7 protein-coding genes are annotated in these 15,947 nt (G+C 53.1%); 5 read left to right on the top strand and 2 right to left on the bottom strand.

The features are described from left to right. The 3 genes from ABD843_RS14800 to ABD843_RS14810 all read left to right on the top strand — a co-directional run. The coding region (locus ABD843_RS14800) for an Ig-like domain-containing protein (RefSeq protein ID WP_345084785.1) at positions 1-3,089 on the top strand (3,089 nt) is incomplete at its 5' end. 103 nt (positions 3,090-3,192) lie between these two features. Next, positions 3,193-3,705 carry a hypothetical protein gene (locus tag ABD843_RS14805; protein WP_345084788.1) on the top strand — a complete coding sequence of 171 codons (513 nt, stop codon included), beginning with the start codon at positions 3,193-3,195 and terminating at the stop codon, positions 3,703-3,705. Positions 3,706-3,864: 159 nt separating this feature from the next. Next, complete coding sequence (locus ABD843_RS14810; RefSeq protein WP_345084793.1) at positions 3,865-6,612, top strand: 2-oxoglutarate dehydrogenase E1 component; 2,748 nt, start codon at positions 3,865-3,867, stop codon at positions 6,610-6,612. 59 nt (positions 6,613-6,671) lie between these two features. Here the strand turns inward: ABD843_RS14810 and ABD843_RS14815 are convergent, their stop codons facing one another. Together ABD843_RS14815 and ABD843_RS14820 are read right to left on the bottom strand one after the other, a co-directional pair. Next, positions 6,672-7,397, bottom strand: a complete 726-nt coding sequence (locus ABD843_RS14815) for an alpha/beta hydrolase (protein ID WP_345084796.1) — start codon at positions 7,395-7,397, stop codon at positions 6,672-6,674. Between the two features lie 44 nt (positions 7,398-7,441). Continuing rightward, the gene (locus tag ABD843_RS14820) at positions 7,442-8,494 is read right to left on the bottom strand and encodes a hypothetical protein (protein WP_345084799.1); all 1,053 of its coding nucleotides are present in this window, start codon (positions 8,492-8,494) and stop codon (positions 7,442-7,444) included. 406 nt (positions 8,495-8,900) lie between these two features. Between ABD843_RS14820 and ABD843_RS14825 the strand changes: the two genes are divergently transcribed. Then, complete coding sequence (locus ABD843_RS14825) at positions 8,901-12,260, top strand: PKD domain-containing protein (RefSeq protein ID WP_345084802.1); 3,360 nt, start codon at positions 8,901-8,903, stop codon at positions 12,258-12,260. A 283-nt stretch (positions 12,261-12,543) separates the two neighbouring features. Continuing rightward, positions 12,544-15,918, top strand: a complete 3,375-nt coding sequence (locus ABD843_RS14830) for a T9SS type B sorting domain-containing protein (protein ID WP_345084805.1) — start codon at positions 12,544-12,546, stop codon at positions 15,916-15,918. Positions 15,919-15,947: the final 29 nt, after the last annotated feature.

The raw sequence follows: 15,947 nt of genomic DNA on the forward strand, positions 1-15,947 counted from the left end.
CATCGGCCATCACCGGCACGAGGGTGATATGCCAGGGCAATACGAGCACCCTGTCCAACGGCATAGGTGGCGGTACCTGGACAACGGCCTCATCTGCCATAGCCACCATAGATAACAACGGCATACTGACCGGTAACGGCCAGGGTGTGACCCAGGTGATATATGAGCTGCCCACAGGCTGCTCGCGCAGTGCTAACGTAACGGTGAACGCCCTTCCTGCGGCCATCACGGGCAATACCATACTGTGCGCACAGGGCGCATCTCAGCTGGCGAGCGCTACGCCCGGCGGCAGCTGGAGCAGCAGCAACACGACAGTGGCCACAGTGAGCAATACAGGTATGGTAAGCGGTCTTACCAATGGTTCGGCCAATGTATCGTATACCCTGTCCACCGGCTGCCGCGCAGTAGCAGCAGTGAACGTGAACGCGCTTCCCGACAATATAGGCGGCGCCACATCGGTATGCCAGGGGCGGTCGGCCCTGGTGCTGAACAGCACCGGCAGCGGTACCTGGAGCATAGACAATACAACGGTAGCGAGCATAGACGGCACAGGTAATGTGACCGGCCTGATGCCCGGTACTGCTACGATAAAGTATGAGCTGCCTACAGGTTGCTACAGGACGGCGGCCTTCACGGTGAACGCGCTTCCTGCGGCCATCACAGGCACTATGGGCATCTGCCAGGGTTCGGCAACGACACTGGGCAATGCTACGCCTAACGGCAGCTGGAGCAGCAGCAACCCTGCGATAGCGCCTATCAGCAGCACCGGTTCTGTTACGGGTATGCAGGTAGGTATGAGCACCATCGACTACACCCTGCCTACAGGCTGCAGCAGCAATACGACGATAGTAGTGAACGCGCTTCCTGAGATAATAACAGGTACTGCCACGGTATGTGCGGGCGGTAACACGCTGCTGGAGAGCATCACGCCCGGCGGCACCTGGAGCACATCGAACGCAGTGGCCTCAGTGAACGCAGCAGGCGTAGTGAGCGGTGTGGCAGCAGGCACAAGCACAGTATATTATACGACAGGCAATGGCTGCCGCAGGGCGCGCATAGTAACGGTGAACGCGCTTCCGGGCCTGATAAGCGGTGTGAACACGGTATGCCCCGGTCTGAGCACCACGCTGGGCAATGCTGCCGCTGGCGGTAGCTGGAGCAGCGACAATGGGGCTATGGCCTCAGTGAACGCTGCCACAGGTGTGGTAACGGCCATGGGCAATGATGGTACGGCCAACATCATCTACACCCTGCCTACAGGCTGCAGCCGCAGCCGCCAGGTGACCGTCTACCCATCGGTGGATGCGATACTGGGCGCAGGTGCTATATGTAAGAACGAGACCACCACTATGAGCAATACGACAGTGGGCGGTGTATGGAGCAGCAGCAACCCGGCGGTAGCCACCATCAGCAATACAGGTGTGGTGACAGGTATGGGCGCAGGTCTTGCATCTATAGCCTATACGATGCCTACAGGCTGTAAGGCTACTACAACGATAGCCATCAACGGTTTGCCGGGCAATATCAGCGGTGCTGCAGCAGTGTGCGAGGGTTCGACAGTGGACCTGAGCAATACGGTGAGCGGCGGCAGCTGGAGCAGCAGCGATGATGCGATAGCGATGGTGAGCGCAGCAGGCAGCGTGACAGGTGTTGCGGTAGGTAATGCTACAATGACGTACACCCTGTCCACAGGCTGTAAGGCCACCATGGATATGGTGGTGAACCCGCTTCCTGAGGTGAAGAACGTGACCGGCGGCGGTGCATACTGCGAGAACGGGACAGGCGTAGCGATAGATGTTGACGGTTCGCAGGCAGGTACACTGTACAAGCTGATGAACGGCGGCAGCACGCCTGTACTGACAATGATGGGTACGGGTGCCGTAGTGAACTATGGGCTGCAGACAGGGGCCGGTGTATACAATGTGGTAGCGGTATCACCGCAGGGCTGTATGGCCGACATGAGCGGTACTGCCACGGTGAGCATCACTGCGCTGGTGACGCCTGCGGTAGTGTTGTCATCGGGTAGTGGCAGCACGGTATGTGCGGGTACAGGCGTACTGTACACAGCTACAGGCACGAATGGTGGTACAGCACCTACATTCACATGGAATGTGAACGGAACGGATGTGGCAGCAACGGGCACTTATTCATTCACCCCTGCCAATGGCGATGTGGTGACGGTGAAGTACACGAGCAATGCGGCATGCGCTACCCCTGCCACGGTGAGCAGCAGCATGGTGATGGCGGTTCGTGAGAACCTGACACCTGCAGTGAGCGTGACGGTAGGTCCTGACGATAGCCTGTGCGCAGGCAGTGTGGCCAGCTTCAGCGCGAGCGCGGTGAATGGCGGTACGGCCCCTGTATACACATGGCTGGTAGATGGTGTGATAGTGAGCGGCGCAACGAACGCTAGCTATGCCTATATGCCGTCGGATGCGGATGTAGTTACCGTAAGGCTGAACAGCAGCTATGCATGTACGTCGGTGAACGATGTGCAGAGCAATGGTGTGACGATGCACATGTCTCCTGTATATGTACCGGAGGTAGAGATAACTACCGACCCCGGCACACAGGTGCAGAAGGGCACAGAGGTGACCTTCACTGCGAATGTGAAGAATGCGGGTCCTGCTCCTGTATACCAGTGGCTGGTGAACAACTTCGAGATATCGGGCGCCTCATCATCGGTGTACACGACATCGAAGCTGAAGGATGGAGATTCTGTGACCTGCCGCGTGACCGGTACAGGCGAGTGCAGCAAGGTATCTATCAATTCTGTATCGATGAAGGTGACACCTGCCACAGGCGTGAGCGTACAGGCTATAGGCAACAGCGAGATAAGGCTGATGCCTAACCCGAACGCGGGTGTGTTCACGGTGAGCGGCACCCTGGGTACAAGGGCCGATGAGGCGGTTACGTTCGAGGTGACGGACATGCTGGGCCAGGTGGTATACCGTGGCAGCACTGTTGCCAAAGGCGGTACACTGGAAGCACGCATAGAGCTGACCAACACCCTTGCCAGCGGCATGTACATGCTGAACATGAGCATAGGTGCAGAACGCAAAGCGTTCCACTTCGTAGTGAAGCAATAATATCTATCAGTGATAGAATAATAGCCGGGCCGCCTTATAGGTGGCCCGGCTTGTTTTTAAGGGATAATGGCAGATGATGGGTGTATCTTGCAGCAGACAGATCATGAAAGGATATAGAATAGTATTGCTGACGCTGCTTTTTGCAGTGATGTGCAGCATGCATGCGCTGGCGCAGAAAGGCGATATAAGCCCGCAGGATGCCGCAAAGGTGGATAAAGCATGGAGGGCCTTTTTAGGAGGCCTGCAGAAAAGAGATACGGCCCAGTTGCGCAGCATGTCTTTACCCAGGATAGAATGTGTGCCCTGCCAGGACAGGATACAGGGCAGGTTAGAGTACCGTGTGGGGCTTGATACGTTTCTTACGCATCTCAACAGCTGGCCGCCCGATAGATGGAATGCGATAATGACCAGGAAATACTGGGTCAATACTATAGTGACCAGCCATACCCCACCGGGCATAATAGATACCCGCAAGCATTTTCTTATATACGAGCTGGCGTTCGTGACCACAGAGCCTAATGTGGTAGCGCCTGGGCACGAGGGCGTAAGCCATTTGTTCCAGTTCATAGATATAGATGGAACACTGCGGTTCTACGGCATGGCCACGGTGCCATGATGCGCTTTTTGGCATAGATATGTCAATGTGTTAAATGTTATTGGTTCTATATTCGTCCGGCTTATAAATACTGGTCTTTTTCCTTGTAAATCCGTAAATTGCGCCGTTCAATATGAGGCCTGCATATCGCACGTCTTAAATGCTTATACCATCGTAAAAATGAAGGATCTCTCATTCGTCATCGGACCTACGCCGGAATACATAGAATCGCTTTATCGCGATTTCGCCAAAGACTCCACAACGGTAGACCCCGAGTGGAAGAAGTTTTTTGAAGGGTTCGATTTTGCTGTCAATAACGACCTGGCGAAAACCCCTGCCGAGGCAGGTAAGGCCGCAGTGAGCAGCACTCACCTGGAAAAAGAACTGGGCGTGTTCGAGCTGATACGCGCGTACCGCAAGCGTGGGCACCTTATGGCCACTACCAATCCCATTCGCACCCGCAAAGACCGCCATGCGCAACTGGAGCTTGCCAATTTCGGCCTGTCTGACAGTGACATGGAGACCGGTTTTTTTGCCGGAAAGGCCATAGGCCTGAAAGATGGTAAACTGAAGGAGATAGTGGCCCGCCTGAAGGAACTGTATGCCAGTAATGTGGGCGTAGAGTATACCTACATCAACGATACTGAAAAGTGCCAGTGGGTGCAGAAGACCTATGAAAACCTGATGCGTACACCGCTGAACACAGGCCAGCGCAGGCGTATACTGGAGAAGCTGAACGAGGGCGTGATCTTCGAGAAGTTCCTGAATACAAAGTTCATAGGGCAGAAACGCTTTGGCCTGGAAGGTGGCGAGGCTACCATAGCCGCGCTCGATAATATCATCAATGGCGCTGCAGAGGCCGGTGTACAGGAAGTAGTGATAGGTATGGCCCACCGCGGCAGGCTGAACATACTGGCCAATATACTGCGCAAGACATATGAACAGATATTCTCTGAGTTCGAAGGTAATATGCCGGAGGACATGACCATGGGCAGTGGCGACGTGAAATACCACCTTGGTTTTCATAGCGATATCACTACGCCGGGCAACAAGGCCATCAATGTGCAACTAGCACCCAACCCATCGCACCTGGAAGCTGTAGACCCTGTGGTGCTGGGCTTTGCACGCGCCAAGGCCGATACACTTTACGACCGTGAATATGACAAAGTACTACCCATACTGATACATGGCGATGCCGCTGTGGCAGGCCAGGGTATCATATACGAGCTGCTGCAGATGTCGAAGCTGGAAGGCTACCACACAGGTGGTACCATTCACTACGTCATCAACAACCAGATAGGCTTCACTACCGATTTCGACGATGCACGTTCATCGGACTACTGCACCAGCATAGCTTCTATGCTGCAGTGCCCCGTGCTGCATGTGAATGGCGACGATGCCGAGGCCGTAGTGAAATGCGCCATGCTGGCTCTTGAATACAGGCAGAAATACAACGAGGACATCTTCATAGACATGGTATGCTACCGCAAGCATGGCCATAACGAGGGCGATGAGCCAAAGTTCACCCAGCCGCAGCTGTATGCGCTGATAGAAAAGCACCAGAACCCGCGCGAGATATACATGCAGTACCTGATGGAGCATGGCGATGCAGAAGCAAAGGAGCTGGCAAAGGAAATGGAGACACGTTTCTGGAACGACCTGCAGGCACGCCTGGACGAGGTGAAGCAGAAGCCCCTGCCATACAAGTACCAGAAGCCCGAGATGTGGTGGAAGGAGCTGCGCAAGGCAAAGGCCACAGACCTGGAGCGCTCGCCGGATACGGCCATCACTACCGATCAGTTCAAACAGTATTTCAGTTCGCTGATGCAGTGGCCATCGGACTTCAGCCCGCTGCGCAAGGTAGAGAAGCTGCTGCAGGACAAGATAAAATTGTTCGAGACGGATGGCAAGGTAGACTGGGCCACAGGTGAGCTACTGGCCTACGCCAGCCTGCTGGCCAGCGGCAACGAGATACGCCTGAGCGGCGAGGACGTGAAAAGAGGTACTTTTTCTCATCGCCATGCGGTGATATATGACCAGAACAGCAACAAGCCTTATAACCGCCTGAGCAGACTGCAAAAAGAGCAGGGTACGCCATATATATACAACTCGCTGCTGAGTGAATATGCGGTGCTGGGCTTTGAATATGGATATGCCATGGCCAACCCGCACAACCTGGTGCTGTGGGAGGCTCAGTATGGCGATTTTGCCAATGGCGCACAGATAACCATAGATCAGTACATAGCCAGTGCAGAGCAGAAGTGGACCGCAATGAACGGCCTCGTGATGCTGCTGCCGCATGGCTACGAAGGTGGTGGTCCGGAACACTCCAGCGCACGCCTGGAGCGCTTTTTGCAGAACTGCGCCGAACTGAACATGATAGTGACCAACATCACTACCGCGGCTAACTTCTTCCATGCGCTGCGCAGGCAGATGTCGTGGGAGTTCCGCAAGCCGCTCATAAACTTCTCTCCCAAGGCCAACCTGCGCCATGCACGGTCCTACTCCTCTATGGAAGAGTTCACAACGGGTGGCTTCAGGGAAGTGATAGACGACCCGAACGTGAAGAGCGCAGCAAAGGTGAAGCGAGTACTGCTGTGTACAGGCAAGATGTACTTCGACCTGAGCGAAAAGCAGCTTGCCGATAAGCGCGAAGATGTGGCAGTAGTGCGCCTGGAGCAGCTATACCCGCTGCCCATAGCACAACTGCGCGAGATACGCGCCCGCTACAAGAAAGCAGAGTGGGTGTGGGTGCAGGAAGAGCCGCAGAACATGGGCGCCTACTGGTACCTGTATATGCATGCAGGTGCAGAGGGCTTCGATATGAGGTACATCAGCAGGCAAGCAAGCGCATCGCCGGCTACCGGTTTTGCCAAGAAGCACGCCATAGAGCAGGCCGACCTTGTAGAGCAGGCATTCGCCAAATAAGTAGCTGATAGAACAATACTATAGCGAAAAGGGTCTTTATCCGGAAGGGTAGAGACCCTTTAGCTTTTCAGCCATTTCACAAGGTCTGCCACTACCTGCGATGTGATGGTGTGCGCCATGCCGGTATATGTATGCAGTTCGGGCTTCAGGCCCAGTTTCACCAGTTGGTCGTAGCCATCTTTGCCGTCCTGGTAAGAAAGGATATTATCGGCCGTGCCATGGGCAATGAAGATGCGCAGACGCGACAGCGTGGGCGATGGCTTTATTTCTTTCTCGAGCCCGGTGGGCAATCCCCCGCTCAGTATGCCTATGCCCTTTATGGTGGCCGGCGATGTAAGGCCTACCTCGTAGCTCATAATAGCGCCCTGGCTGAAGCCCATAACATATATATTGGCAGCATCGGCATGATGCCAGCTCACCACTTGTGGTATGAATTTCAGCAGCAGGTCACGGCTATCCTCTACCTGTGCTTTTATGGGTGTGTACTTCTGTTTCGACCGGTCCTTCTCGAACCACTGGAAACCTGTAGGCCCCTGCGGGTAGGGTGCCCGTACCGATATGACCAGGAAATCATCGGGGAAGAATTGCGCCAGCTCAAAGAGGTCGGCCTCGTTGCTGCCATAGCCGTGCATCAGTATCGCCACAGGTGGCTTGCCTGCATGTGTCCTTGGCTCGCGAACAAGGTATTTCAGCGCCAGGCCTTCCTGTAGCATATTGTTCTGTGCGCAGGCAGAGAAAGCTATGCTGATAATGGTGCAGCAAATAAAAATGGCGATACGTTTCATATCGCCAAATTTAGGCATTGCTGCCAATAGGTTTGCAAGAAGTATTACCTGTAAACGGTACCCCTTATCTTGGCCGATGTGAGCAGTGGGTTCACCATCAGCGAGTCTACGGTCCTTTTATCTATGGTCACAAGGCCGCTTATGCTGGCCCGCGATGTGAAGAGGCCCAGTACGTCCTTGCCTTTTATATTGGTATATACCGGCGATATCTCGCTGCCCGTAAGGCCATTGCCCTGTATCAGCAGTGCGTTCCTGTAGTTGGCATAGTCGGTCGTGCTCAGGTATACGGTTATGCGGCTGCGGTCCAGCAGTCTTACTATATTATCGGGTGCGGCGCCCATGCCCAGTGCCATAGCGCTGTGCAGCGAGTTGTTGGATAGCTGGTAGGAGAATGAATTCTTATCTACAGGCTGGTAACCGGCATCCATATCATAAGAGCGGGGCGTATGCGCCTTTGTATTGATGTCGGAATCATGCCAGTTGAAGGTGATGAATGACTGGGTTATCCTCACCGGGGTAGACTCGCCATTGTAACTGTAACCCACCAAAGGCTGGTAAGTGCCATCGAAGTCGAAATACCTCTTTGCTATCACAGAGTAGAAACTCATACCGGCAATGTTCAGAGCGCTATTGGTGAGTATAGGCACCTGCAGGGTAGGAGGTATATTATTGATAACAGGTGCATCGGCAGAGTCTACATTACCGGTATTGAAGTGTACTATCTTCAGGCGGTATATATATTGCGGATCCAGCGGGTCGGTGAATTTGTAGGCATAGTTCGGCGATGTGAAGAAGGTGCCGGGCTGTTTTGTATAGCCTTCCTGTGCCATATCTACCCTGCGCAGGTGTATAGAATCGACATAGGCATGTACGCCGTTCACACCCGCTGCGCGGTAGCGTTCTACGCGCACATTTATATTATTAAAAAAATTAGAATCTGAACTCTGCGCCATTGACACAGCGCTCTTGTTCTCGTCCAGGAATGCTTTTTGTATGCGAATGTAGTGGGCCGTATCGGCTATATCCAGGAAACCATACACTACAGTTACGTCTTTATAGGGTGCCGTTACTTCGAATTTTTCTGAGCAGGAGGTCATCAGAAGCGCAGCGGCTGCGGAAAGGGATAAAAATATTTTTTTCATCTAAATTTCAGGTAAAAGCGCTCAAAGATAGCAGAATAGTTGAGACATGGTCTTCGGGAAGAACATTTTACAAAAATGTTAAGATTTATGTATTTAAGCACATCCGCTCACTGTTTTGTTTTCCACACCCGGCACACAAAAACATTAAGAAGATATATTTTATATAACACAAAGATCAACGGTCTCATTCGTGTTGAATATATTTGGTACGGCTCACGAATGGTAGTTGTTATAGTAGGGTAGTTAGTAAAAAATATCGTTAAATATCGTTACTTTTATACAAACGTTTTTGTGCCAGATACCGTCTCTTAATAGCGGTAAAGTATTTGTTGTACCACACACTGTTTTTAATTCGATGTATATGAAAAGAAAATTGTCTACACTCGTATGCAGGTTGTCGCTGATAATGCTCTTCATGGTCAGTGCAAAAGCCTCGTTCGCCTCGCACATAGTAGGCGGAGACCTGTACTATACCTGGATCACAGGTAATACCTACAGGATAACAGTGGTGCTATACGGCGACTGTGGCCCTGCCAGTGCATCGGTATTTGGTACACTGCCTACGGGTGCGCCCCAGGTATGTGTGTTCAACGGTTCCACCCCGGTCACCACCATTTCCTGCGCAGTACAGGCGCCCTCGGCAGGTACAGAGATAACGCCCGTATGCCCCGACTCGCTGACAAGGACACAATGCGTGAACCCCGCCAATCCCATTCCCGGTATCAAAAGGTTCGTTTATTCGGCCAACTATACACTGCCCAGTACATCTGCCAACTGGCGTTTCGTTTTCAACTCGAACCACGTCTCTGCTTCTGCCGGCCGTGCTGCTGCCATTACCAATATAGTAGGGCCGGGTGGTACGCTGATGCAGCTGGAAGCTACTCTTGACAACACTGTTTACAGCAATACATCGCCCAGTCTTACGGTGGTTCCAACGCCCTTCTTCTGCCTCAATACCCCCATATGCTATACTCCTGGTGCTATAGACCCCGAGGGAGACAGCCTCAGGTTCGAGCTCGTACCTGCTACCAATGCTACAGGTGCCTGTACTTCTATAGGCGGCCCTGTAGCGTATACAGGTGCAGGAATATCTGCTACCAACCCACTCACTGTGGCTCCGGGCAGCTTCAGCTTCAACACCGCCAATGGCCAGGTATGTTTCAACCCCAATGCACTGCAGCGTTCCATAGTCGTGTACAAGGTGAATGAATACCGCGATGGTATGCTGGTAGGATCGTGTATGCGCGAAATGACCTTCCTGGTACGCAACTGTACGGTGTTCCCGCCCACCATCGATACGGTGGCCACAGGCGGTGTAGTGGTACGCGACGGTGGCCCTACCTCTACCAGCTTCCATGTATGCGGCGACCAGGGCGCCTTCACGCTGAAGATGGAACCCCGCCCCGATGCTAGCGTTGCGCCACCCCTGAAGGTGACCGTGACCGCTACGGGCGTACCTACCGGCATGACCTTCTCTGTAGTTGGCAATGGTACCGATACCCCGCATGTGACCTTCAGCGGCAATGCATCGCTGATGGCCCCGGGCGTATATACCTTCTTCCTGAACCTGCGCGATAATGCCTGCCCGCTGAACGGTAACAATACCATAGGTTATACCCTTACCATCTACCCTGTGCCTACCATAGATGCCACGGTGGTATCGCAGGCCACCTGCCTGCAGGATGCCATAGTGCGCATCACTCCCGGCGGTACGGGCAAGCCATGGACGATGAAGGTGATAGACCCATCGCTGGCGCCCGGAGTGGATACGATAGCTACTTTTGTGGATTCCGTAGCGTTCTACGATACGATACCTCCCGGTGCGCTGCCCGGCCCCAACCAGTTCTATGTGAAGATATTCACGTCGGTATCTACAGAGTGTGCGCTGAGCGATACATTCAGCCTTGTAGTGCCATCGAAGCTGCTACCTGTTGCCGATACGGTACACCCGAGCCACTGTGGCAAGAACGATGGCCAGATAATACTGACGAACCTGAACGCAGGCGGCATAGATACGGTGACCTATAACAAGGATGGTGTACCTCAGACACCATACATAGCTATAGTGGACCCATCGGGAACACTGACGATACCGAACCTTCGGGGAGCGGTGTATACGAACATAGTTGTTCGCTACGGGTATTGTACCTCTGACCCGATAGGCCCTGTGACGCTTGTGGACCCACCGTTCACGCTGCGTGCAGTGACGTCTCAGAACCCTACGAAGTGCGGTTTCTGCGATGGCTGGATAAAGCTTCATGGTCTGCACCCCGACCAGCTGGACACACTGACCTACAACAAGGACGGTCTTCCCCAGACAGCGACCTCGTACTACATCAATTCGGACAGTACGATAACGCTGAACGGTATGTGCGCAGGCACCTATACGACCTTTACGGTGAAGACAGCAGGTGTGTGCCAGAAGACACTGACCACGATAGTGACGCTTGTAGCGCCCCCGATAGGTGCGCTGTTCGATACGATAGTGAACTATGGCTGTAAGGGCGATACGCTGCAGGTGATAAACAATTCGTTCCCTGCGAGCGACCTTACCTATACCTGGGACTTCGGTGATGGCGGTACCTCTACCGAGGTGAACCCCGTGCATGTGTATACGAACACGATAGGCGCATCTTATACCATAAAGCTGTATGCTACTAACACAAGGTGTATAGACAGTTCTATCAAGATACTGAACCTGAACCACTTTGTGAAGACGGACTACAGCACGAGCCCCACAGAGTTCGTGTGCCAGACAGACCCTGTAACGTTCACGAACCTGTCCACAGGTACAGGAGTTGACTATGCATGGTACTTCGCAGACGGTACTACTGCCAACACTACTGATGTGGTACACTCCTACACGAACATGGGTACCTATACCACGATACTGGTGGGTCACAATGTGACGGAGAGCGTACACTGCTACGACACTACGCGCAGGAGCATAATAGTTGACTCGAACAGCATACTGTCACTGAAGGTATCGGGCGATGTGAACGCGATATGCCGAGGCCAGGCGGTGACGCTTACGGCCATCTACACCAATAGCGGTCAGCTGAGCAACAAGTGGACGATGACGGATGGTTTCGAGATGGTGGATGTGAACCCTGTGCTGCACTCGTTCGAGGGTGTAGGCCCGATGAACGTGCGCTTCGATGCGAAGTTCAGGGCTTGTCCGGACAAGACGATAGAGCGCAACATCCATGTGTTCGATGTGCCGAGCATCTACCTTGGCGGCGACACAGCGATGTGTCCCGGCAGCAGCCCTATAAAGCTGATAGACACGAGGAACGCATCGAATCCGAGGGCGAAGTGGCAGTGGAGCACCGAGGAGACCACCTCGAGCATCATGGCCAAGAAGCCGGGTGTGTACCGTGCCACGGTGACAGTTGATGGTTGTAGCACTACGGACAGTGTGACGGTACGCAGGGATTGTTTTGTGGATGTACCGAACATCTTCACTCCGAACGGCGATGGTGTCAACGACCATTTCTTCCCGAGGAGGTTCCTGTCTCGTGGAGTGACGGCGTTCAAGATGAGCATCTACAACCGCTGGGGCCAGCCTGTGTACGAGACGAGCAACACCGATGGTAAGGGTTGGGATGGCGCACTGAACGGCATACAGCAGCCTGAGGGCGTATACATCTATGTGATAGATGTGACCTTCAAGGATGGCCAGATAGAGCAGCAGAAGGGCAATGTCACTGTCATGAGATAGATAGTAATGAATTGTTTATATAAAGGTCGCCAGCAATGGTGGCCTTTTGTTTTATTATATAAATATCTATTGGTAAGGAGGTGACAAATAATGGTCTGCCACATTAAAAGGAGATAAGAATTTGGTCTGTTAATATATTTAGATGGCGCAAATTTTTATTATTTGACAAAAAGGAATTATTTTTACTCACATGCCAAACGAAAAGCGATAAGAGATCGTCTAATTTGGATGTAAGCTCATTTTTTGAGTGTAAACTTTTTATTTTCTGTCATCAACATATAATATGAAAAGAACATTACCATTACTTTTCCGCAGTATGCTCATTGCATTCTTCTGCCTGTTCGCAACAAAAGATTCTTTTGCGACACACATAGTAGGCGGAGACCTGTACTATACCTGGATCACAGGTAACACTTACAGGGTGACAGTGGTACTATATGGCGACTGCGGTCCTGCTAGTGCGGGCGCTTTCGCCTCTTTACCCACAGGTACGCCTCAGATATGTATATATAATGGTGCTACATACCATTCTACGCTCACACTCGATCAACCGGTGCCTTCGGCAGGTACGGAGATAACTCCCGTGTGCCCCGACTCACTGACCAAGACCCAATGTGTGAACGTGTCGAACCCTATACCGGGTATCAAACGTTTTGTGTATTCCAAGAACGTAACGCTGCCCGGCGCTTCAGCCAACTGGCGTTTCATATTCAACTCGGTATATGGCTCTTCGTCCGCAGGTCGCGCGGGAGCTATAACCAACCTGGCCACACTGCCCAATATGCAGTTGCAGGCCACACTGGACAATACCGTTTATACCAACTCTTCGCCCAATCTTACGGTGGTTCCCACACCCTTCTTCTGCCTCAATACTCCCATCTGCTATACGCCCGGAGCTATAGATGGTGAGGGCGACAGCCTCAGGTTCGAACTGGTGCCAGCCGAAGGTGCTACATCTAACTGTACCGCTATAGGTACTGCGGTGGGATATGCTACAACAGCGCCCGCATGGCCAGGCATGCCACTGTCGGCCACCACGCCTCTCAGGTGTGTAGCGGGCAGTTTCAGCTTCAACACGGCCAACGGCCAGGTATGCTTCAACCCGAACTTCACCCAGCGTGCGATAGTAGTGTATAAAGTGAGCGAGTACCGCGATGGTATGCTGGTAGGTACCATGATGCGCGAAATGACCTTCCTGGTACGTACTTGTACGGTATTCCCTCCGACCATCGATACGGTGGCCACAGGCGGTGTAGTGATACGCGACGGTGGCCCTACCTCTACCAGTTTCCATGTATGCGGCGACCAGGGCGCCTTCACGCTGAAGATGGAGCCCCGCCCCGATGCGAGCGTTGCGCCACCGCTGAAGGTGACAGTGACCGCAACTGGTGTGCCTACCGGCATGACCTTCTCTGTAGTAGGCAATGGTACCGATACCCCGCATGTGACCTTCAGCGGCAATGCATCGCTGATGCCTCCCGGTGTATATACCTTCTTCCTGAACCTGCGCGACAATGCATGCCCGCTGAACGGTAACAATACCATAGGTTATACCCTTACCATCTACCCTGTGCCTACCATAGATGCCACGGTGGTATCGCAAGCCACCTGCCTTCAGGATGCCGTAGTACGCATCACTCCCGGCGGTACGGGCAAGCCATGGACGATGAAGGTGATTGACCCATCGCTGGCACCCGGAGTGGATACGATAGCTACTTTTGTGGACTCTGTAGCGTTCTACGATACTATACCTCCCGGTGCGCTGCCCGGCCCCAACCAGTTCTATGTGAAGATATTCACGTCGGTATCTACAGAGTGTGCGCTGAGCGATACATTCAGCCTTGTAGTGCCATCGAAGTTGCTTCCCGTTGCCGATACGGTACACCCGAGCCACTGTGGCAAGAACGATGGCCAGATAATACTGACCAACCTGAACGCAGGCGGCATAGATACGGTGACCTATAACAAGGATGGCGTACCGCAGACACCATATATAGCTATAGTGGACCCATCGGGAACACTGACGATACCGAACCTGCGAGGTGCTGTGTATACGAACATAGTTGTACGCTACGGCTATTGTACATCTGACCCGATAGGCCCTGTGACGCTTGTGGACCCACCGTTCACGCTGCGAGCCGTGACGTCTCAGAACCCTACGAAGTGCGGTTTCTGCGATGGCTGGATAAAGCTTCATGGTCTGCACCCCGACCAGCTGGACACACTGACCTACAACAAGGATGGTCTTCCCCAGACAGCGACCTCGTACTACATCAATGCGGACAGTACTATAACGCTGAACGGTATGTGCGCAGGCACCTATACCACCTTTACGGTGAAGACAGCAGGAGTATGCCAGAAGACACTGACAACGATAGTGACGCTTGTAGCGCCCCCGATAGGTGCGCTGTTCGATACGATAGTGAACTATGGCTGTAAGGGCGATACGCTGCAGGTGATAAACAATTCGTTCCCTGCGAGCGACCTTACCTATACCTGGGACTTCGGTGATGGCGGTACGTCTACCGAGGTGAACCCCGTGCATGTGTATACGAACACGATAGGCGCATCTTACACCATAAAGCTGTATGCAACGAACACAAGGTGTATAGACAGTTCTATCAAGATACTGAACCTGAACCACTTTGTGAAGACGGACTACAGCACGAGCCCCACAGAGTTCGTGTGCCAGACAGACCCTGTAACGTTCACGAACCTGTCCACAGGTACAGGAGTTGACTATGCATGGTACTTTGCGGACGGTACTACCGCCAACACTACTGATGTGGTACATTCCTATACGAACATGGGTACCTATACCACGATACTGGTGGGCCACAATGTGACGGAGAGCGTACACTGCTACGATACCACCCGCAGGAGCATAGTTGTGGACTCGAACAGCATACTGTCACTGAAGGTATCGGGCGATGTGAACGCGATATGCCGTGGCCAGGCGGTGACGCTTACGGCCATCTACACCAATAGCGGTCAGCTGAGCAACAAGTGGACGATGACGGATGGTTTCGAGATGGTGGATGTGAATCCTGTGCTGCACTCGTTCGAGGGAGTAGGCCCGATGAACGTACGCTTCGATGCGAAGTTCAGGGCCTGTCCTGACAAGACGATAGAGCGCAACATCCATGTGTTCGATGTACCGAGCATCTACCTTGGCGGCGACACAGCGATGTGTCCCGGCAGTAGCCCGATAAAGCTGATAGACACGAGGAACGCATCGAACCCGCGTGCTAAGTGGCAGTGGAGCACAGAGGAGACCACTTCGAGCATCATGGCCAAGAAGCCGGGTGTATACCGTGCAACGGTTACGGTGGATGGCTGTAGCACCACAGATAGTGTTACGGTACGCAGGGATTGTTTTGTGGATGTACCGAACATCTTCACTCCGAACGGTGATGGTGTCAACGACCATTTCTTCCCGAGGAGGTTCCTGTCTCGCGGAGTGACGGCGTTCAAGATGAGCATCTACAACCGTTGGGGCCAGCCTGTGTACGAGACGAGCAATACCGATGGCAAGGGCTGGGATGGTGCGCTGAATGGCATACAGCAGCCTGAGGGTGTGTACATCTATGTGATAGATGTGACCTTCAAGGATGGCCAGATAGAGCAGCAGAAGGGCAATGTCACTGTCATAAGATAGTAGATAGCAGACCCTCAGAATAAATGAAT

The organism is Nemorincola caseinilytica, from assembly GCF_039540515.1.
Classification (GTDB): domain Bacteria; phylum Bacteroidota; class Bacteroidia; order Chitinophagales; family Chitinophagaceae; genus Nemorincola; species Nemorincola caseinilytica.